This window comes from Macrococcoides bohemicum, assembly GCF_016865215.1.
GTDB classification, from domain to species: Bacteria; Bacillota; Bacilli; order Staphylococcales; family Staphylococcaceae; genus Macrococcoides; species Macrococcoides bohemicum.
This window is the reverse complement of record NZ_CP054482.1, coordinates 1,597,688-1,618,980: the sequence shown is the minus strand read 5'-3', so window position 1 is coordinate 1,618,980 and position 21,293 is coordinate 1,597,688. Positions and strand designations below refer to the sequence as shown.

19 protein-coding genes and 1 other annotated feature are annotated in these 21,293 nt (G+C 33.7%); all 19 genes read left to right on the top strand.

Annotated elements, in window-relative coordinates:
• Positions 1-19: 19 nt before the first annotated feature.
• The 19 genes from HT586_RS08390 to HT586_RS08300 all read left to right on the top strand — a co-directional run bounded on the left by HT586_RS08390 (position 20) and on the right by HT586_RS08300 (position 20,994).
• Positions 20-640, top strand: a complete 621-nt coding sequence (locus tag HT586_RS08390) for an NUDIX domain-containing protein (protein ID WP_096076232.1) — start codon at positions 20-22, stop codon at positions 638-640.
• A gap of 1 nt (position 641) precedes the next feature.
• Positions 642-1,601: a hypothetical protein gene (locus tag HT586_RS08385; protein ID WP_096076233.1), complete on the top strand. Its 960-nt coding sequence runs from the start codon at positions 642-644 to the stop codon at positions 1,599-1,601.
• Positions 1,602-1,758: 157 nt separating this feature from the next.
• Entirely contained in the window at positions 1,759-3,042 is a 1,284-nt protein-coding gene (tig, locus tag HT586_RS08380) for a trigger factor (RefSeq protein WP_188017667.1), read from the top strand.
• Between the two features lie 208 nt (positions 3,043-3,250).
• Positions 3,251-4,507 carry an ATP-dependent Clp protease ATP-binding subunit ClpX gene (gene clpX, locus HT586_RS08375; RefSeq protein ID WP_096076235.1) on the top strand — a complete coding sequence of 419 codons (1,257 nt, stop codon included), beginning with the start codon at positions 3,251-3,253 and terminating at the stop codon, positions 4,505-4,507.
• Between the two features lie 106 nt (positions 4,508-4,613).
• A complete protein-coding gene (yihA, locus tag HT586_RS08370) occupies positions 4,614-5,204 on the top strand; it encodes a ribosome biogenesis GTP-binding protein YihA/YsxC (protein WP_096076236.1) in 591 nt (196 codons plus the stop codon).
• 97 nt (positions 5,205-5,301) lie between these two features.
• Positions 5,302-6,642: a glutamyl-tRNA reductase gene (gene hemA, locus HT586_RS08365; protein WP_133353385.1), complete on the top strand. Its 1,341-nt coding sequence runs from the start codon at positions 5,302-5,304 to the stop codon at positions 6,640-6,642.
• A gap of 8 nt (positions 6,643-6,650) precedes the next feature.
• On the top strand, positions 6,651-7,484 hold the full coding sequence (ccsA, locus tag HT586_RS08360) for a cytochrome c biogenesis protein CcsA (protein ID WP_096076238.1): 834 nt from the start codon (positions 6,651-6,653) through the stop codon (positions 7,482-7,484).
• A gap of 15 nt (positions 7,485-7,499) precedes the next feature.
• Positions 7,500-8,432 carry a hydroxymethylbilane synthase gene (gene hemC / locus HT586_RS08355; RefSeq protein WP_096076239.1) on the top strand — a complete coding sequence of 311 codons (933 nt, stop codon included), beginning with the start codon at positions 7,500-7,502 and terminating at the stop codon, positions 8,430-8,432.
• Positions 8,433-8,444: 12 nt separating this feature from the next.
• Positions 8,445-9,128, top strand: a complete 684-nt coding sequence (locus HT586_RS08350; RefSeq protein WP_157742166.1) for a uroporphyrinogen-III synthase — start codon at positions 8,445-8,447, stop codon at positions 9,126-9,128.
• Positions 9,128-10,111: a porphobilinogen synthase gene (gene hemB, locus HT586_RS08345; RefSeq protein WP_133353384.1), complete on the top strand. Its 984-nt coding sequence runs from the start codon at positions 9,128-9,130 to the stop codon at positions 10,109-10,111. Before HT586_RS08350 ends, hemB begins: the two co-directional genes overlap by 1 nt.
• A gap of 1 nt (position 10,112) precedes the next feature.
• Positions 10,113-11,399 (top strand): glutamate-1-semialdehyde 2,1-aminomutase, encoded by a 1,287-nt coding sequence (hemL, locus tag HT586_RS08340; protein WP_096076242.1) that lies wholly within the window; start codon positions 10,113-10,115, stop codon positions 11,397-11,399.
• A gap of 316 nt (positions 11,400-11,715) precedes the next feature.
• Complete coding sequence (locus HT586_RS08335; RefSeq protein ID WP_096076243.1) at positions 11,716-12,171, top strand: hypothetical protein; 456 nt, start codon at positions 11,716-11,718, stop codon at positions 12,169-12,171.
• 120 nt (positions 12,172-12,291) lie between these two features.
• Complete coding sequence (locus HT586_RS08330; protein ID WP_133353383.1) at positions 12,292-13,368, top strand: AbrB family transcriptional regulator; 1,077 nt, start codon at positions 12,292-12,294, stop codon at positions 13,366-13,368.
• 35 nt (positions 13,369-13,403) lie between these two features.
• Positions 13,404-13,603, top strand: a binding site (T-box leader).
• A 52-nt stretch (positions 13,604-13,655) separates the two neighbouring features.
• A complete protein-coding gene (locus HT586_RS08325; protein WP_096076245.1) occupies positions 13,656-16,289 on the top strand; it encodes a valine--tRNA ligase in 2,634 nt (877 codons plus the stop codon).
• Between the two features lie 4 nt (positions 16,290-16,293).
• A complete protein-coding gene (locus tag HT586_RS08320) occupies positions 16,294-17,556 on the top strand; it encodes a bifunctional folylpolyglutamate synthase/dihydrofolate synthase (protein ID WP_096076246.1) in 1,263 nt (420 codons plus the stop codon).
• A 98-nt stretch (positions 17,557-17,654) separates the two neighbouring features.
• Positions 17,655-19,040 carry a YfcC family protein gene (locus HT586_RS08315; protein WP_096076247.1) on the top strand — a complete coding sequence of 462 codons (1,386 nt, stop codon included), beginning with the start codon at positions 17,655-17,657 and terminating at the stop codon, positions 19,038-19,040.
• 93 nt (positions 19,041-19,133) lie between these two features.
• Positions 19,134-19,961, top strand: coding sequence for a prepilin peptidase (locus HT586_RS12615; RefSeq protein ID WP_133353382.1), 828 nt, complete (start codon positions 19,134-19,136; stop codon positions 19,959-19,961).
• Positions 19,961-20,632, top strand: coding sequence for a RadC family protein (gene radC, locus HT586_RS08305; protein ID WP_133353381.1), 672 nt, complete (start codon positions 19,961-19,963; stop codon positions 20,630-20,632). The genes HT586_RS12615 and radC overlap by 1 nt, the downstream gene beginning before the upstream one ends.
• Positions 20,632-20,994 carry a hypothetical protein gene (locus tag HT586_RS08300; RefSeq protein WP_096076250.1) on the top strand — a complete coding sequence of 121 codons (363 nt, stop codon included), beginning with the start codon at positions 20,632-20,634 and terminating at the stop codon, positions 20,992-20,994. Before radC ends, HT586_RS08300 begins: the two co-directional genes overlap by 1 nt.
• Positions 20,995-21,293 lie beyond the last annotated feature (299 nt).

The window sequence follows — 21,293 nt, the reverse complement described above, 5'->3', positions numbered from 1 at the left end:
CAGATTTAAGGAGTATTGTATGAATAAATTTGATGAACAAATAATAGTGGTGAATCGTGAAACCATCTTTAATCATGAGAAAAATCATTTTAATGGCTTTATTTCTATAGAAGATCAAAAGGCGTTAGAAATTTATGAAACACTATCTAAATACGAAGTGAAACGTCGTGGTGATATGGAAGAGGATCCTTCATATAAACAATTGATTTCATATTGTATCCTCGAAAATGAAAACGATGAGATATTAGTATATGAACGTTTAACAGGTGGTGGTGAAGCGCGTCTTCATGGATTAAGCTCAATTGGTATCGGCGGTCATATGAATCAGCTAGATGATACTCAGATTGAAGGGGTGTTACTAGATAATGCTGCACGTGAATTAGAAGAAGAAGTAGGCGTTAAAGATGTTAACCCACTAAATTTAAATTTAATCGGTTTTATTAACGATGATGACAATGAAGTAGGCCGTGTACATATCGGTTTAGTATTTAAACTAAAGGTTAAGGCGTCTGAAGTTTATGTGAATGAAACAGATACTTTAAAGATAGAATGGAAACCGGAAAATACTTTAATGCAGGGTGCTGAATATGAATCATGGTCACGCATTATAATAGAATCTATATATAATGTAGGTCATTAGTATGTCTGATATTATTATCTTTCCGAAGTTGCAAGGAAATTTAATGAAACAGATAAAAGCAGCAATGAAGCGTGCAGATTATGAAACAGCATATGATTTATTCAATGATTATGAAAAGCATTTCGAGTTAACTGAAGACGAGCATCTTATAAAACTGGATTGTCTTTATCAGTTAGAGAGTTTCCTTGAATTACGTGAAGAATCTAGTATATTGCTTAATCAAGGTCATTACGCATATTCAACAATTGTTCCATATTTTATAGAAAGTTTATTAAAATTGAAACAATATAAAACGGTGATTGAGTTAATTGAAGGGCTGCGTAGTGAAGATGTTGATCACAAACTGATAGTGTCGCTTATGCCTTTTTATGATGAGGCGAATCATCAGTTGAATAAAAGAAATGATGCACATTTAAAGTTTATACAGACTTTTAAAGATAATGATTACAATAAGCAACTGGAATTGATCATGGAATTAATAGAATCTGAAGATTTCCGTTTTCAGTTGAGCTTTGTTCAGCTGTTAGAATATAATGAAATACATCCTGTAATTAGCAGTATGATGATAGAGTATTTATTGTTATCAAACTTTAAGGGTGAAGTTAAATTTTCTAAGCTTAATATTGATACTAGAGTCAATATTTCGAATTTAAACACGATGGTCCATTCATCATTCATGTCTGAAGTTGTTGGTGAAGTTAAAGCATACTATGAGAACAATAGTCCGAATATCGTTGAAGTTATTGTAGAAACGATGAAATTACACAATGCTGTGATGCATCCAATTCATTTTCAGACATATTTTAATAGCAATTCACAAACTGTGGCCGATGCATATATAGTGATGTTTAATAGACTATTTAATATTGAAGACAGTTCGATAGAATTGTCTGATACACAAGTTGAAGATATAATTGAAGCTATTAATTTACTGGAAAATTATAATATGATACATGAATAGATATATAGATAGATGTAAGTATTATTATGCTATTGATAAAAAAATATAAAAAATGATATTATAATTTGTAATTTCAGCTAAAAATGTTGAAGCAAGATGGTTATATGCTATAATTAATGAGTTGAAAAAATTTTAGAAAAACGTGGAGGAATTACACATGTCAGCAAAATGGGAAAAACAAGAAGGTAATGAAGGATTATTAACAGTAACAGTTCCTGAAGAGGAAGTTAAAGCTGGATTAGATAAAGCATTCGCTAAAGTTGTTAAACAAGTTAACGTACCAGGTTTCCGTAAAGGTAAAATGCCTCGTCAAATGTTCGAACAACGTTTCGGTGTTGAATCATTATTCCAGGATGCATTAGATATCATCTTACCGGATGCATATGCTAACGCAATCGATGAAGTAGGTATAAACCCAGTCGATCGTCCTGAAATTGATGTAGAACAAATGGAAAAAGGTAAAGAATTAATCTTTACTGCTAAAGTTACTGTAGAACCTGAAGTTGAATTAGGTGATTATAAAGGTCTTGAAGTAGAAAAATTTGAGGCTGAAGTAACTGAAGAAGAATTAAACGAAGCAATCAATGCTGATTTAGCACGTAAAGCGGAATTAGTTGTTAAAGAAGAAGGCGAAGTTGCTGAAGGCGACGTTGTTAACTTAGACTTTGATGGTTATGTTAATGAAGAAGCATTTGAAGGCGGAAAAGCTGAAGGATACGATTTAGAAATCGGTTCAGGTCAATTTATTCCTGGATTCGAAGAGCAATTAGTTGGAATGAAAGTTGGCGATGAAAAAGACGTTAACGTTACATTCCCTGAAGAATACCATGCTGAAGAATTAGCAGGTAAAGAAGCTGTATTTAAAGTGAAGATCAACGAAGTTAAATCTAAAGAAGTACCTGAATTAGACGATGAAATGGCTAAAGAATTAGATGAGTCAGTTGATTCAGTTGATGCTTACAAAACTAAATATAAAGCAGATTTAGAAGAACAAAAGAAATTACAAGCTGAAAACGATACGAAAGAAAGCTTAGTAATGCAAGCAGTTGAAAATGCTAAAGTAGATATCCCTGAAGCAATGATCAACACAGAATTAGATCGTATGATGCAAGAATTTGAACAACGTATTGCACAACAAGGTTTAAATTTAGAATTATACTTCCAGTTCTCAGGTCAAACTGAAGAGCAATTAAAAGAGAGCATGAAAGCTGATGCTGAACAACGTGTTAAAACGAACTTAACTTTAGCTGCGATTGCTAATGCTGAAAATATTGAAGTAAGTGACGCTGATGTTGACGCTGAATTATCAAAAATGAGCGAACAATTCGGTATGTCAGTTGAAGATATTAAAGCTGCATTAGGTAATGGAGCAATCTTAAAAGACGATCTTCGTATCCAAAAAGCAATTGACGTTTTAGTTTCTGAATCTAAAACTAAATAATAAGTAGTATTGTATAAAGTTTAACTATTAATATAATCAGAAACCGAACAAACCGTAAAATCGCTTTTGATTTTTATGTTTGTTCGGTTTTGTTATGATAATAATTGGTTTAATTTATAGTTATTTAAAAAGCAGATGATTTTAGAATTAAAAGTTTGCAAACAACAGGAAACTTTAGTATATTCTTTAAAAGATAGGGGTGTTAAGTGTGTCTAAATTTAATGAAGAAGAGAACTTAAAATGCTCATTCTGTGGTAAGGATCAAGATCAGGTTAAGAAACTTGTAGCAGGTAGTGGTGTTTACATTTGTAATGAATGTATCGAATTATGTTCTGAAATCGTTGCTGAAGAACTTAAAACGATTGAACATGAAGAAATCACTGAAATTCCTAAACCACATGAAATGTTAGCTTTATTAGATGAATATGTAATTGGTCAGACAAAAGCGAAAAAAGCGCTGTCTGTTGCAGTATATAATCATTATAAACGTATTTTTAAACCGATGGATGAAGAAGAAGTGGAGTTACAAAAAAGTAATATCGCTTTAATTGGTCCAACGGGTTCAGGTAAAACGTTACTTGCACAAACTTTAGCACGTTCATTAAATGTACCATTTGCAATTGCAGATGCAACAAGTTTAACAGAAGCGGGTTATGTAGGTGAGGACGTTGAAAATATTTTACTACGTTTAATTCAGGCGGCTGATTTTGATATTGAACGTGCTGAAAAAGGGATAATCTATGTCGATGAAATCGATAAGATTGCACGTAAATCAGAAAATACATCGATTACGCGCGATGTAAGTGGTGAAGGTGTGCAACAAGCATTACTTAAAATTTTAGAAGGTACTGTTGCAAGCGTTCCGCCACAAGGGGGTAGAAAACACCCTAACCAGGAGTTTATCCAGATTGATACGACGAATATTCTATTTATTTTAGGTGGAGCGTTTGATGGTATTGATGAAGTGATTAAACGTCGTCTTGGTGAAAAAGTAATTGGATTTACTGGAATTAAAGAGAAAGATTTTGATGATGCGACGCTTTTATCTCAAATTAAACCAGAAGATTTGCAAAGCTATGGATTGATACCGGAATTTATCGGTCGTATTCCTGTAGTAGCTAACTTGGAACAACTTGATGTAGAAGCACTGAAAAGCATTTTAACTCAACCTAAGAACGCATTAGTGAAACAATATACTAAAATGCTTGCTTTAGATGAAGTTGAATTAGAGTTTACTGAGGGAGCTTTAACAGCGATTAGTCAGTTAGCAATTGAAAGAAAAACAGGTGCTCGTGGATTACGTTCAATTATTGAAGAGTCTATGATGGACGTAATGTTTGATATTCCTTCACTAGAAAATGTTAAACGCGTTGTTATTACAGAAGCTGCTATAAAAGATAATGCTGCACCAGAAATGTATGATGCAGATAATAATTTAATTAATGATATTGTAACTTCAGCATAAAACCTGCCTTTATGGCGGGTTTTTTACTATTTATAAATCAATTATCATATATTTATTAAAAAATCGTGTATAATAGTAAGACGTAAATGAAGAACAGGAGAAAGTCATGAATATAAATCCAAATAATGTAGAAATATTAATCAGCGCAGTAAAACCTGAACAGTATCCAGATACAGGTTTACCGGAAGTTGCTTTAGCAGGACGTTCTAATGTGGGAAAATCATCTTTTATTAATACGATGATTGGCCGTAAGAGCATGGCACGTATTTCTTCGAAACCAGGTAAGACACAGACATTAAATTTCTTTAAGATTGATGACAAATTAGTCTTTGTTGATGTACCGGGATATGGGTATGCAAAAGTTTCTAAAACAGAGCGTGAACGATGGGGAAAGATGATTGAGACATATATAACGACGCGCGAGTCTTTAGCGGTAGTGATTCAACTTGTTGATATACGTCATAACCCTAGTGAAGATGACAGATTGATGTACGACTTTTTAAAACATTACGAAATACCAACAATCGTTATTGCTACGAAAGAGGATAAGATTCCTAAAGGTAAGGTTCAAAAACATCTAAAAATAATTAAACAAGATCTTGATATGGATCCGGATGATACACTCATCAGCTATTCTTCATTGAGTAATGCTAAGAATGATTTAATCCTTAATGCAATTGATAAGTACTTAAAATAATTTGTGAAATTTTAGTGACGAATATTTATATAGAGTGAATAAAATATAAAAGAAATGTTAATATAGAAGTAATGGCAAAAAAATGGGGGCGGAATACATGCATATCGTTGTTGTGAGTGTGAATCACAAAACAGCTGATGTGAGTTTGAGGGAGAAACTTACATTTTCAGATGAAACGATTGAACGTGCACATAGTGCGTTAATTAATCAAAAATCAGTGTTAGAAGGTGTAATCCTTTCAACATGTAATAGAACTGAAATCTATGCTGTTGTTGATCAGGTGCATACAGGTAGATATTATATAAAATCATTTTTATCTGAATGGTTTGATGTGGATTTAGACATCGTTAAATCAGTGACAGATGTAAAAGTTGGACATGCTGCAATTTACCATCTGTTTAAAGTAATTACAGGGCTAGATTCAATTGTACTAGGTGAAACTCAAATTTTAGGTCAAGTGAGAGATAGCTTCTTACTTGCACAAACAGAAGGTACAACAGGTACGATTTTTAATCGTTTATTTAAAGATGCAATTACGCTTGCAAAGCGTTCACATGCTGAAACAGATATTTCTTCAAAAGCAGTATCTGTTTCTTATGCAGCAGTGGAATTATCGAAGAAAGTTTTAGGTACATTAGAAAACAAAAAAATCTTAATCATCGGTGCGGGAGAAATGGCTGAGCTTGCATTAGAGAACTTAGTAGGTTCTGGTGCAGCAGAGATTACCGTAATTAATCGTACAGCAGAAAAAGCAATTTCTCTAGCAGATAAATACGGTGGTAGTCAAAAATCTATGGAAGAATTACAATGTGCATTAATTGAAAATGATATTGTTATTTCTTCTACAAGTGCTCAGGATTTTATTATTACGAAACCGATGATGCATGATTTAATGAAGATGCGCAATAATCGTTCAATCGTGTTAATTGATATTGCAGTGCCACGTGACATTGATCCTGCTGTTAATGATATTGATCTTATCTTTAATTATGACGTTGATGATTTAAAAGGATTAGTAGATGCAAATTTAGCTGAGCGTCAAAAAGCAGCAAATATTATTGAGACGATGATTGATACACAGGTTGAAGAATTTATTGCCTGGATTAATATGCTAGGTGTTGTACCTGTCATTACTGCATTACGAGAAAAAGCACTTCGTATTCAGGAAACAACGATGGAAAGTATCGATCGTAAAATGCCTGACTTAACAGACCGTGAAAGAAAAGTGATTTCTAAACATATGAAGAGTATTATTAATCAAATGTTAAAAGATCCAATTTCACAGGCAAAAGAAATTAGTGGTTCTGATAATAGAGAAGCAGAACTTCAGTTTTTCCAGGATATATTTAATATTTCAAATGAAGTTGAAAGTTTAAATCAAAATGTGACGATGGTACATCGTACGGTAGAGAGCTTTACGTTAAGTCCTAAACACTAGGTGATAAAATGAATGAATTATTATTAATGCGGTTACATGAAGCAATACTTATTCTATATATGATAAGTATTGCTTGTTATTTCTTTGACTTTGTAGAGAAGTCGCGCCGACTTAAACGTTATGGATATTTATTATTGCTTAGCGTATTTCTTCTGCAGTCATCTTCAATTATCTTATTTATTTTTATTGTAGGACGTATTCCAATTGAAACGATCAATGAAGGTTTCTATTTTTTTACGTGGCTCATAATTTTGATATCATTAATATTATCTAAAGTAATTCGAACAGAGTTTTTTATCTTTTTGATGAATTTAATAGGATTCGTGTTTATGATGATTCATACATTTCAGCCTTTAGATCTTTCTACAGGAACAACTGTATCACATATGATGAATGAATTATTGTGGATACATGTAACGCTTGCTATTGTGTCTTATGTTATGTTTTTAATTGCTGCATTACATGCCGTGTTATACTTAACACAAATGCATCAATTAAAACAAAAGAAATTTAATCATAAATTTTTTAGGATAGGTGATCTAGAGAGCTTAAGTCGATTTGTACAAGTTTTTTCAATTATAGGATGCGTCATGCTATTGATTTCATTAATATTAGGTATTTATTGGGGCATTACTTTTGAAGGGAAATCAATATGGGTCGACTCTAAAGTATTAGGTTCGCTGTTATTACTTATCGGATATTCCGTATATATATTTTTACATCAAAAAAACAAGTTAATGATGCATAGATTGATGGATTTTAATATCGTGTTATTCTTATTATTACTCATCAATTATTTAATCGTTTCTCGTTTTTCAGGATTCCATCAGTTATTTTATTAATCTTTGGAGGCTATTATGAAAAAATTTATCGTTGGTTCTAGAAGAAGTCAGCTTGCACTTACTCAAAGCAAGCAGTTTATCGCTAAACTTAAAGAAAAGAATCCAGGCGTTGAAATAGAAATTAAAGAGATTGTGACTAAAGGCGACCAGATTGTTAATGTGCAATTATCTAAAGTTGGTGGAAAAGGATTGTTCGTTAAAGAAATTGAAGCTGCTCTTTATAATAAAGAAATTGATTTTGCGATTCACTCTTTAAAAGATGTGCCGAGTGAGTTACCGGAAGGTCTTACATTAGGATGTATTCCAGATAGAGAAGATGCACGAGATGCATTTATTTCTAAAGGACACATTAAATTATCAGAGTTAAAAGAAGGTGCGATTGTAGGGACATCATCTTTGCGTCGTGGCGCTCAAATCTTAAATTTATATCCACATCTTAAGATTGAATGGATTCGCGGAAATATTGATACACGTCTTAGAAAGCTAGAAACTGAAAATTTTGACGCAATTATTTTAGCTGCAGCTGGACTTAACCGTATGGGGTGGGGTGAAGATATTGTAACAGAATATCTTGATCCTGAAACGATGCTGCCTGCTATTGGACAAGGTGCTTTAGGTATCGAATGCCGTATTGATGATTTAGAAACGCTTTCATTACTAGCTACCGTTCACAACAGCGAGACTGAAGTATGTACACAGGCAGAGCGCGAATTTTTAAAACTTATGGATGGCAGCTGTCAAGTACCGATTGCGGGACATGCAGTAATGTCTAATGATAAAATCACATTTACCGGATTGATTATGTCTACTGACGGCAAAGAAAAATATAAAGTAACTGAAGCAGGTACTGATCCTGTAGTATTAGGTGCTAAAGTAGCTGAGGCCATGCAACGAAATGGCGCACAGAAGATTATCGAAACTTTGAATAATACGCCAAAATCAAACTAGAGGATGGTAAACATGAAGCCAATTGTATTGATGACAGATAGTAAATTGTATAAGGATGAGCGTGTCGAAATCATTCACCTACCGTTTATCGGTGTTGAACCTCTTCCTGTACAACCTACACGTCAGCATTATGATTGGCTTATTTTTACAAGTAAAAATGCAGTGGAAATCTTTTTTAAACTGTATGCACATGTTACTTTTGATAATATCGCTGCGATAGGAATAAAAACAAAAGAACATATTGAGCATTACAATCATAAAGTAGTATTTATACCCTCTAAATTTAATCAGGAAAGTTTTATCGATGAAATGGATAATATATTTTGTCACAGTACAGTGTGTTTACCTATTTCAACAGAAGCGAGACCGAAAATGTATGATGCATTGAAATCTTTGGCGGATGTGGATAGAATTGATTTATATCGACCAGTAAAAATAGATGAAAATATCAATTTGGCTTTGCAATTGATTGAAACACATCAGGTAGACTGGATAACATTCATGTCGCCGTCTAGTGTCAATGCGTATGGAAAACAGTCTAAAAATCATAATCTATCGTTTATGGCAATTGGTCATGTGACGAGCAGTGCATTAAATCAATTAAATATTGAGCATTATGTAAGTCAAATTGAAACGAAGAAGAGTATGATTGATACGATATTGAATATAGAAAATAACAGAAAAGGTGGATTATAATGAATTTTGATAGACACAGACGTTTACGTTCTTCAATAAATATGAGAAACATGGTGAGAGAAACGAGTATTGCGAAAAGAGATCTAATTTATCCAATATTCGTCGTTGAAAAAGATGACGTAAAAAATGAAATTGCTTCTATGCCAGGGATTTACCAGTGGAGTTTAAACATTGTTGAAGAAGAAATTAAAAATGCATATGATTCAGGTATTCGTGCAATTATGTTCTTTGGTATTCCGAATCATAAAGATGAATGTGGTGCAGGTGCATTTGATGATGACGGTGTTATACAGAAGGCAACACGTTTAGCGAAGTCATTATATCCGGATTTACTTATATTAGCTGATACTTGTTTGTGTGAATATACAGACCATGGTCATTGTGGTGTGCTCGATGATCATACACATGACGTCATCAATGATGAAACGTTGCCATTGCTTGTAAAGACAGCAGTTTCTCAGGCGAAAGCAGGTGCAGATATTATTGCACCAAGTAATATGATGGATGGATTCGTTGCTGAAATTCGTAAAGGTTTAGATGAAGCTGGCTTTATTAATATCCCGATTATGAGTTATGGCATTAAATATGCATCAGCATTTTACGGTCCATTCCGTGATGCAGCTGAAAGTACGCCTAGTCATGGTGATAGAAAGACATATCAAATGGATCCGGCAAATCGTCTTGAAGCATTACGTGAACTGCAAAGTGATGAAAAAGAAGGTTGTGACATGATGATCGTTAAACCAGCATTGAGTTATTTAGATATTATCCGTGACGTACGTAATAATAGTAATCTTCCGATTGTTGCATATAATGTCAGCGGAGAATATTCAATGACAAAAGCTGCTGCAGCAAATGGCTGGATTGATGAAGAACGCGTTGTAATGGAACAGATGCTTTCAATGAAACGTGCAGGTGCAGATATGATCATTACTTATTTTGCGAAAGATATTTGTTATTACATCGAAAAAGGAGACTACTAAAATGAAATTTAACAAATCACATGATGCATTCAAGTCAGCTGTAGAATTAATGCCTGGAGGCGTTAACAGCCCTGTTCGAGCATTTAAAAGTGTAGATATGGATCCAATATTTATGGATCACGGAAAAGGATCTAAAATTTATGATATCGATGGCAATGAATATATCGATTATGTATTAAGCTGGGGACCATTAATCTTAGGACATGCCGATGATAAAGTAACAGATGAACTTCAAAAGGCTATCTTGAAAGGTAGTAGCTTTGGGGCACCTACAACGTTAGAAAATGAAATGGCGAAACTTGTCATTGAACGCGTGCCATCAGTTGAGATGGTACGTATGGTATCAAGCGGAACTGAAGCAACACTTGCTGCACTTCGTTTAGCACGCGGATATACCGGAAAAAATAAAATATTAAAATTTATCGGATGTTATCACGGACATAGCGATTCATTATTAATTAAAGCAGGATCAGGAGTAGCAACGCTTGGCTTACCAGACTCACCAGGAGTACCTAAAGGAACTGCTGAAAATACGATTACAGTACATTACAATGATCTGGACGCAGTACAAGTTGCTTTTGAGAAATATGGTGATGATATTGCATGTATTATTGTTGAACCAGTAGCTGGAAATATGGGGGTTGTACCTCCAGTTGAAGGATTTTTACAAGGATTGCGCGATATTACAACACAATACGGTGCTTTACTTATCTTTGATGAAGTTATGACAGGTTTTAGAGTAGACTACAATTGTGCACAAGGATATTTCGATGTCACACCTGATTTAACGTGTCTTGGAAAAGTTATAGGTGGAGGACTGCCTGTTGGCGCTTTTGGTGGTAAACGTGAAATTATGGAGCACATCGCACCAGCAGGTAGTATATATCAGGCAGGAACTTTAAGTGGTAATCCATTAGCTATGACAGGTGGATATTATACATTAAGTCAATTAACTAAAGAGAGCTATGCTCACTTCAATCAATTAGGTGATCAGTTAGAAAAAGGATTGTATGAGGTGTTTAATAAACATAACGTACCGATTACCGTAAATAGAGCTGGCAGTATGATCGGATACTTTTTAAATGAAGAAAAAGTAACGAACTTTGAAATTGCTTCGAAATCAGATTTAAAACGATTTGCTGCTATGTATAAAGAAATGGCAAATAACGGTGTATTTCTTCCGCCTTCACAATTTGAAGGTATGTTTATGTCTACACAACATACGAGCGAAGATATCAATAAGACGTTAAATGCATTTGATATGTCATTATCTAAGTTAAAAAAGTAAGAAATAGAAATAAATATTTTTTTCAAGAAGAACAATAATCGATTGTAATTGATTATTGTTCTTTTTTATTTTTATTGTGAATTACAATAATATAGTACAACTTATTTTATTAAATATATTGAAAATTTCTTTCGGATATCTGTTCTGATCAATTTTTGATAAATAAATATTCTAGTATAAAAGCTTGATATTACTGTGTTTTTAAGAAATTAGAAAATTTTTTTAAATATAAATGTTTATAACTATGTTATTAAGGTTATCTTAATTATGTAATTAATTTTCTATTACTTAAAAATAAATTGTGGAGGTAGTTATCATGTCAAACAATAGAAACGATAACAACAAAAATAATCAAGACAGAGATGTAATTTATAATTCAGAAACAGATCGTAACAGAACTCACGTTACACATCAAGCAGACGGCGACACTTACAAAGATGGCCGTAAAGTTAGTGAAGGTGAACATCATGATAAGGTTGTAGTTGAAGAAGGTGACAGTGTTCGTCATGATCACATCGAACGTGAACCTAAGAAGAAAAGCCCATGGGCATGGTTATTACCATTATTATTACTAGCATTATTAGCAATCTTAGCTTTAAGTTTCTGTAATAATAAAGATGATGATGATAAAGACAAAACAGATTCAGAAACTAAAACAGAAGAAAAAGCGACAACAGAAGAAGTAGAAACTACTGAAGATGCTACAACTGAAGAAGCTTCAATCAAAAAATTCGATCTTGCAACAATCACAAATTTTGATTTAGCTGCATAATGATAACTAATAGGACTCAATATGAGTCCTATTTTTTGTGTTATAAGCAATTAATATGTTTTATTTTATTTTCTTCTATATATTAATAGTAACAAAGGTTATTTTAACGTATTAAATTTGATGGAAGTGTTTTTTATGAGTTATATATTACTATTTTTAATGAGCATTATTTTCAGTTTGATTTTAGATCAGATAGGTATGATACTACCATGGTTATTTGGACCGATCTTAGCTACTATAATTCTCAGGAAATTTACCTCATTAACATATAGGTGGCCTAAGTGGCTTGGAGACATAGGTCTATATATATTAGGTGCACAAATAGGTGTGTCTTTTACAAAAGAGATATTTGTAGATATCGCGGGTGATTTCCTGTCTGTTATATTTTTAAGTGTAATGATTTTATTGAGTGCTATAATGATTTCATTTGTTTTTAAACGCATTGTTAATTGTACAACTGAAACTGCTTTACTGGCGTCCATTCCAGGTGCATTAAATCAAATGATCGTTATGGCAGAAGAAAATAAAAATGCCAACATCTTAGTTGTAACACTTGCACAAACGTCTCGTTTACTGTTCGTAATTATGATTGTGCCGTTTATTTCTAGTATGACTTCAGACAATCATGAACGTTATCAAATTAATAAAGCAAAGCAAGTATTTGAAGTATTAACGCTTGATCAAATTGTAATGATTGTTGCGATGATTGCTGCAGGTATATATATTTTAAAGCTTATCCATTTTCCTGTGCCAGATATGTTAGGTCCGACATTTGCTATTTTAATCTGGAATTTAAGTACGGGATTAAATTTTACTGTTCCGATGTCATTGATAAACTTTGCACAATTATTGTTTGGTGTACGTATTGGACTGCAAATGTATGATTTATCTAGTCAGATAAATAAAAGATTGTTTATAGGGATTTTTATTCAAAATATATTACTTATTATTTGTGCCATTTTTTTGAGTATCGTTATCAATATTTTTACAGATCATAACTTTAACGATGTATTCTTAAGTGCAGCGCCAGGAGGTATGGCACAGATAATCGTAGTCGCACTTGAGACAGGGGCAAATGTTGCGATGATATCAAGCTATCATATTTTTAGGATCTTTCTTATCTTATTAATTGTAGCGCCAATTATGTCCTGGTACTTAACGCATAGACTGAATAGTGATATAGGCAGTGCTGATTGACAGTTAAATGATAATCTTATACAATATGTTTAACTAAATATTCCTACAGGAAGAGTAGTTAGATGGATATCCAAGAGAGTGCATGGACGGTGGAAATGCATATTGAAATTTAGCGAAGGTAGCCTGACTTGAATGTACTTTGAACTTAAGTAGAGGTACACGTGCGAGAGCGTTAATCGAAACGAGTGCAGCGTAAGCTGAATTTAGGTGGTACCACGGTTATCCCGTCCTAGTGTTATAGGACGGGATTTTTTTGCAGGAAATTTTGGACAATATATATTGGAGGAATGACCATGGATACAAAATACAATCCACAGCAAGTAGAACAAGGACGATACCAGGAATGGTTAGATAAAGGTTTATTTAAAGCAACTGAAGACGATGACAAGAAGCCGTTTACTATAGTGATTCCGCCACCGAATGTTACAGGTAAATTGCATATTGGGCATGCATGGGATACTACTTTACAAGATATTATTACGCGTATAAAACGCATGCAGGGTTATAATACATTATACTTACCAGGAATGGACCATGCAGGAATAGCGACACAGGCCAAAGTTGAAGCGAAGTTACGTGAAGAAGGTATTTCACGTCATGATATTGGTCGTGCAAAATTTTTAGAACATACGATGGATTGGAAAGAAGAATATGCAGGTTTTATTCGTGATCAATGGGCGAAACTTGGATTAGGATTAGATTATTCTCGTGAACGCTTCACTTTAGATGAAGGATTAAGTGAAGCGGTTAAAGAAGTTTTCGTTAAAATGTATGATAAAGGTTTAATCTACCGTGGCGAGCGTATTATTAACTGGGATCCAGCAGCGCGAACTGCATTAAGTGATATCGAAGTAATACATGAGGAAGTTGAAGGCGCATTCTATCATATAAAATATCCATATGCAGAAGGTGAGGGATTTATTGAAATTGCAACAACACGTCCTGAAACATTACTAGGTGATACTGCTGTTGTTGTACATCCAGAAGATGAACGATATAAAGATGTAATCGGTAAAACAGTTATCTTGCCAATCGTTGAACGTGAGTTACCTATTTTAGGTGATGATTATGTAGAGATGGATTTTGGTAGTGGTGCAATGAAAGTTACTCCAGCGCATGATCCAAATGACTTTGAAATCGGTAATCGTCATAATCTGGAACGCATCAATGTAATGAATGAAGACGGTACGATGAACGAATTAGCTGGTAAATATGCTGGTATGGACCGCTTTGAATGTCGTAAGGCGCTTGTGCAAGACTTACAGGATGCTGGTCTGATGATTAAAATTGAGAAACATATGCATCAGGTTGGTCATAGTGAAAGAAGCGGCGCGATTGTAGAACCTTATCTTTCAAAACAATGGTTCGTAAAAATGGCTCCTTTAGCAGAACAATCATTAAATTTTCAAAAGACAGATGAAAAAATTGAATTTGTTCCGCCACGTTTTGAAGGAACATTTAACCGCTGGATGGAGGGTATCCATGATTGGTGTATATCACGTCAGTTATGGTGGGGACATCAAATTCCTGCATGGTATCACAATGAAACAGGAGAATTATACGTAGGTAAAGAAGCACCTGTTGATAGTGAAAACTGGACACAGGATGAAGATGTTCTAGATACTTGGTTCTCAAGTGCATTATGGCCTTTCTCTACTCTTGGCTGGCCAAATGTGGATGCTGAAGATTTCAAACGTTTCTATCCGACTAATGTGCTTGTTACAGGTTATGATATTATCTTCTTCTGGGTTGCACGTATGATCTTCCAGGGTATTGAATTTACAGAGACGAAACCTTTTAATGAAGTATTGATTCATGGGCTAGTACGTGCTGAAGATGGCCGTAAAATGAGTAAATCATTAGGCAACGGTGTAGATCCAATGGACGTTATTGAACAATATGGTGCTGATAGCTTACGCTACTTCTTAGCAACGGGATCAACACCTGGTCAGGATTTACGTTATTCTACAGAAAAGATTGAAGCAACCTGGAACTTCATCAATAAAATATGGAATGCTTCACGATTCAGTATTATGAATATCGGTGATGATTTTAAATCTAGTGATATTAAATTAGATGGTAAAAAATCTCTTGCTGATGAATGGATTTTAACACGTCTAAATGAAACGATTGAAGAAGTAACACGTTTAGCAGATAAGTATGAGTTTGGTGAAGTTGGCCGAGTACTATATAACTTTATCTGGGACGAATTCTGTGACTGGTATATTGAAATGAGTAAAATACCGATGAACGGTGAAGATGAAGAAGCAAAACAAATGACGCGTTCGATTTTAGCATATACTTTAGATTCAATTATGCGTATGATGCACCCGTTTATGCCATTCGTTACAGAAAGCATCTGGCAGAACTTACCTGTTGAAGGTGACTCTATCGTTACAGCAAGCTGGCCGGTAGTGCGTCCTGAGCTTTCGAATATTGAAAGTAAGAAATCAATGGAACAGCTTATGGAAATTATTCGTGCCGTGAGAAATACGCGCAATGAAGTGAATACGCCAATGAGTAAACAAATTCCGATGATGATTAAGACGAATAATCAGGCAACGACTGAACGCCTTGAAACAGAGAGACCTTTTATCGAGCGTTTCTGTAATCCAAGTGAACTTACCATCAGCACCGAAGTTGATATGCCTGAAGAAGTGATGACTACAGCTGTAACAGGTGGATTGGTTATCTTACCATTAGAAGGTTTAATCGACATGGACAAAGAAATTGAACGATTAGAAAAAGAATTGAAGAAATGGGCTTCAGAGTTAGACCGTGTAAATAAAAAGTTAAGTAATGAAAAGTTCGTATCTAAAGCACCTGAGAAAATTATAAACGAAGAAAAAGAAAAACAAGCACTTTATACAGAAAAATATGAAAGTGTTCAAGCACGATTAAATCAATTGAACAGGAAGTAATCATATGAATTATTTAGAGAGCTTATATTGGATTCATGAGCGTTATAAATTTGGAATTAAGCCGGGTATTAAACGTATGGAATGGATGCTTGAACGATTAGATCATCCTGAAAGAAATATTAATGGTATTCATGTCGTTGGTACAAATGGTAAAGGTTCAACGGTTAGTTATTTAAAGAATGCATTGATTGAAAATAATTATTCTGTAGGAACCTTTACATCACCTTATATAGAAACTTTCAATGAACGTATCAGTCTTAATGGCATACCAATTACGAATGATGAAATCGTTGAGCTTGTTAGTATCGTAAAGCCCATTAGTGAAATGCTGGACGCTGAAACAGATTTAGGAGTAGCGACGGAATTTGAAATAATTACGATGATGATGTTTGTGTATTTCGGTCAAATTCATCCAGTGGATTTTGTGATTGTAGAAGCTGGTTTAGGAGCTAAGAATGACTCGACCAACGTGTTCATGCCTATCATGACCATCTTAACAAGTATCGGGTTAGATCATACTAATATTATCGGAGATTCTTATCTGGATATTGCGAAAGAAAAAGCTGGTGTGATAAAGGCCGGCGTGCCTTTCGTCTATGCAGCCAAAAACGATGAAGCAAAGGCGTATTTAAATTCAGTCGTCGAAGAAAAGCACGTAAAAGGTATAAAGCTGGAACGTGATATTCAATGTATCTCAAACGGTAAGGAATTTACGTTCAGATATAAAGACTATGAACTAGAAAATATTGAGCTGAAGATGATCGGTACGCATCAACAGGAAAATGCTTCACTTGCGATTGCGACATTATTAGAGATGTTTGATCGTGGAATGATTATGCTTAATTTCAATAAAATGATCGATGCGATTGAAGATACAACGTGGACTGGTCGCATTGAGACTGTTCGGGAGAATCCAACTATTATTCTTGATGGTGCACATAATAAAGAATCTATTGATGTATTAGTAGATACTATGAAAACATATTATCCTGATCGACGAATCGATGTGCTATTCTCAGCAATTGATGGGAAACCAATCGGCAAGATGCTAAAAGCTCTGGAATCAATTGCCGATACATTTTACGTGACAACATTTGATTTCCCGAAAGCATTACCGGTTGACACCATTTATGAGAATGTAGAGCATGAAAAGAAAGTTAAAATTAAAGACTATGCAGATTTTATTAAGTCGTACGATGGAGACTTATTGCTTGTTACAGGAAGTTTATATTTTATCAGTGCGGTAAAAGATAAATTAAAAAAATAATTAATACATTTTTGACAAAGAGTCTATTTATAGATTCTTTGTTTTTTTATGCAGAAATTTCAGAAAATAGGGAATGATATTTTAAAGGAGGAATTTATATGGAAAAAAAGTTAAAAATGCCCCATACGTATTTTTTATTGCTATTGATTGTCTGTGTCGCTGCAGTACTGACTTATATTATTCCTGCAGGTGAATTTGATAGAAAAGTGGTAGATAAACAAAATATAGTTGTAAATGGTTCTTACCATGAAGTGGCCCAATCTCCGGCACAACCTATTGAAATATTTAGAGCTGTTCCACAAGGTTTAATTGAAGGGGCAGAAATTATTTTTTACATATTTATTGTTGGTGGGGCATTTGGTGTTATTCATCGCACAGATGCTATTACAACAGGTGTTAATTCTTTGATGAACCGAATTGGAAAACATGGTAAATGGTTGATTCCAATGACTATGATTATTTTCAGTATATTAGGATTTTCAATTGGGCTGAGTGAAGAAACGATAATTTTTGTACCGATAGGCATCGCACTTGCGACAGCACTTGGTTATGATGCGATGGTGGGTGCGAGTATGATAGCATTAGGTGCAGGGATAGGATTCCTGGGAGGGATGATAAACCCTTTTACAGTAGGAATTGCACAGAAGATTGCAGAAGTAAAATTATTTTCTGGTTGGGGTTTTAGAACAGTAGTATATTTACTTGTCCTTATTTCTGGAATTGCATATGTTATGTTATATGCAAGAAAAGTAAAAAATGATCCAGGAAAAAGTTTGTTACATGATATTAATGTTGAAGAACGAAGTACAATGAGTGAGGATGTTTTAAATACAAAGTTTGATTCATTTAGAAAGCGACATGCGATTATATTAATATTGCTTACAATAACGATTATTATAAATGTGTACGGTATCTTTAAATATGAATGGTTCTTGTCACAAATGAGTGCAAACTTCTTATTGATGGGAATCGTTGCTGGTCTCATCGGAGGTTTAGGTTTAAACGGTACATTTGATGCATTACTTGAAGGGATGAAAGATATTTTATTTGGTGCTATTATTGTAGGATTTGCAAAAGCAATTGTCGTTGTTCTGACGTCAGGAAAAATAATCGATACAATTGTATTCTATATGACTGATTTTATTGATCATCTTCCGACAGCATTTTCAGTCATAGCGATGTTCATCACACAGTTAGTATTAAATTTCTTTATTCCTTCTGGATCAGGTCAAGCAATGACTACTATGCCGATTATGGTACCAATCAGTGATTTACTCGGGATTAACCGACAAGTCGCTGTACTTGCATTCCAATATGGTGATGCAATCAGTAACAACATCATCCCGACATCTGCTTCTTTGATGGGGTTACTTGCGGTAGCAGGTATTCCGTATTCAAAATGGTTAAAATTTGTCTGGAAGATTTCATTGATCTGGGCTGTAATTTGTCTGTCAAGTTTAATTGTATATACTTATTTTTTCTAGTATTAATATTTGCTTCAAAATCAAAATTCTGTATTTATTTTCTGCAGAATTTTGATTTTGAAGCTTTTTATTTTATTATTCGTGTAAATTTTAATGCAATTATTAAATTGCTGCATTTTTACAACAATTTATTTTTGTTCTATATTAGTCGTGACATTTATTAAAGGAGGAGAAGAAAGTGGATACAAGTTTTATATGATCATCTGGTTTACTTTAGGGTCTTGCATTGGTTCATTTATGCTTTGTCTGACTTATGAAACGGACTGTTTGTGTCGGAGATCAAGGTGTGACCAATGTCATCACAATCTTTCATGGATGGATTTAATACCTGTATATTCATTCTTATTGAATTGGGGTCGGTGCAGATATTGCAATTGTAAATTATCTAGTAAATATTTAATTTGCGAAATATTAACTGGGCTGGCGCTTGTTCATTTAAGTTTGAATCAGCAATTCAATATTGATTTATTAGCTACAATCGCAATCATGCTTATTCCATTATCAATATATGATACTGAACATTTAAAAATACCTAATATGATGCTAATTTTATTATTTTTTACGCTAATGCTGATTAATCTAAAAGATATGTTAATCTATCAAATATATTTTTCCTATGATGTCTTTCTATTTAAACTACTAATTTTTATTCTACTTCATATATTTTTCTTTCTCTCAAAGTGTATTGGTTATGGAGATATTAAATTATTTTCAATACTTCTTCTATTCTTGCCTATTCCATTTTTTATATCGTTATTTTTTATTACATATTTAATAGGAGGTCTTAGTTGTATCATCTTTTTAAGTTATAAAACCGGGCTTAAAAAAGTACCACTTGTCCCTTTTATAACGACATCATTTTTTGTAGTACTACTATTATATGAACAAATCAAAATATTGTACTTTGGAGGATTTGTCTGATGATTGATATTCCATTAGATATTGATAAACCAAGAGAGCGACTAATGATCTATGGTGCCGATAAGTTAACAAACCAGGAACTGTTATCATTGATTATCGGCACTGGTGTACGCGATGAATCTGTATACCAAGTTTCAGAAAATTTATTAAATCAAGTAGATAATATAAAGGATTTGAGATATTTAACCTTGCAGGAACTTACACAAGTTAAAGGTATCGGTGACAAAAAAGCAGCAACAATGCTTGCTGTAATTGAACTGGCACAGCGTATGCATACACATTCTCTGGAACAGAGGATTAAGATTAAATCGCCTCAATGTGTAGCAGATTTATTGATGGAACGCATGCGATATTTTACTCAGGAGCATTTTATAGTATTGATGTTAAATACAAAGAATTACGTCATACATGAGCATACAATCTTTATCGGATCATTAAATGCATCCATCGTTCATCCGCGTGAAATATTTCGAGAAGCCATTAAAAGAAGTGCGGCGAATATCATTGCAGTTCATAATCATCCATCAGGTTGTGCAGAACCGAGTTATGAAGATATTGAAGCGACACGAAGACTCGTAAGTGTCGGAGAACTCGTCGGTATTGATTTACTGGATCATATTATTATCGGAGATGGCACTTTTGTCAGTATTAAAGAAAGGGGACAATTATAATGGGTCTGGATATGTATATCTACTTAAAAGATAAATCTACTGCAGAAATGATTGAATTCTCTTATTTTAGAAAATTTAACGCGTTACACGGATACTTTGATATCAAATATAACCTGGATAATCCATGTAGTATTGAGATTGCAGAGGATGATCTGACGAATCTCCTGTTTAAGGTCAATGCCATACGAATGAATGCTAATGTTGCACCTAAAGCATTACCGGTGTATTACGGACCTTTTTTTGGGAGTTATGACTATGGCTATATTTACTTTGAATATATCGATCAGCTATATAAAGATTTAAAGCGTTTGTTACAGGTTGACCGGAAGAAATATGATATATACTATCAGGCAGATTATTAGATTTTGTAAATTTATTGTTAATTTTGTTCGTAAAACGAAATTTATTTGTATGAACTATTGAAATTTTCAGAAGATTAATTTATGATTAAAACAACTGATAAAGAAAGGAGGAAAATACAATGAACTACGTTAGACGACAGCATGGTTATTTATCATCAATTTTATATTTTCCTTCTGCATACAAATCAAAAATAGCGATATAATCTTCTCATCGATATTAATTATGGAAATGATTATGTAAAGATTTTTGATTGTCTGTGGGAGTTAATCCCACTCTAAAAATGTGCACATGCTCATCA

Bases quoted from the DNA above. Each gene is read 5' to 3' on its own strand.
- HT586_RS08390 (WP_096076232.1), top strand. From the start codon at position 20: ATGAATAAATTTGATGAACAAATAATAGTGGTGAATCGTGAAACCATC.
- HT586_RS08385 (WP_096076233.1), top strand. From the start codon at position 642: ATGTCTGATATTATTATCTTTCCGAAGTTGCAAGGAAATTTAATGAAA.
- tig (WP_188017667.1), top strand. From the start codon at position 1,759: ATGTCAGCAAAATGGGAAAAACAAGAAGGTAATGAAGGATTATTAACA.
- yihA (WP_096076236.1), top strand. From the start codon at position 4,614: ATGAATATAAATCCAAATAATGTAGAAATATTAATCAGCGCAGTAAAA.
- hemA (WP_133353385.1), top strand. From the start codon at position 5,302: ATGCATATCGTTGTTGTGAGTGTGAATCACAAAACAGCTGATGTGAGT.
- ccsA (WP_096076238.1), top strand. From the start codon at position 6,651: ATGAATGAATTATTATTAATGCGGTTACATGAAGCAATACTTATTCTA.
- hemC (WP_096076239.1), top strand. From the start codon at position 7,500: ATGAAAAAATTTATCGTTGGTTCTAGAAGAAGTCAGCTTGCACTTACT.
- HT586_RS08350 (WP_157742166.1), top strand. From the start codon at position 8,445: ATGAAGCCAATTGTATTGATGACAGATAGTAAATTGTATAAGGATGAG.
- hemB (WP_133353384.1), top strand. From the start codon at position 9,128: ATGAATTTTGATAGACACAGACGTTTACGTTCTTCAATAAATATGAGA.
- hemL (WP_096076242.1), top strand. From the start codon at position 10,113: ATGAAATTTAACAAATCACATGATGCATTCAAGTCAGCTGTAGAATTA.
- HT586_RS08335 (WP_096076243.1), top strand. From the start codon at position 11,716: ATGTCAAACAATAGAAACGATAACAACAAAAATAATCAAGACAGAGAT.
- HT586_RS08330 (WP_133353383.1), top strand. From the start codon at position 12,292: ATGGAAGTGTTTTTTATGAGTTATATATTACTATTTTTAATGAGCATT.
- HT586_RS08325 (WP_096076245.1), top strand. From the start codon at position 13,656: ATGACCATGGATACAAAATACAATCCACAGCAAGTAGAACAAGGACGA.
- HT586_RS08320 (WP_096076246.1), top strand. From the start codon at position 16,294: ATGAATTATTTAGAGAGCTTATATTGGATTCATGAGCGTTATAAATTT.
- HT586_RS08315 (WP_096076247.1), top strand. From the start codon at position 17,655: ATGGAAAAAAAGTTAAAAATGCCCCATACGTATTTTTTATTGCTATTG.
- HT586_RS12615 (WP_133353382.1), top strand. From the start codon at position 19,134: ATGCAATTATTAAATTGCTGCATTTTTACAACAATTTATTTTTGTTCT.
- radC (WP_133353381.1), top strand. From the start codon at position 19,961: ATGATTGATATTCCATTAGATATTGATAAACCAAGAGAGCGACTAATG.
- HT586_RS08300 (WP_096076250.1), top strand. From the start codon at position 20,632: ATGGGTCTGGATATGTATATCTACTTAAAAGATAAATCTACTGCAGAA.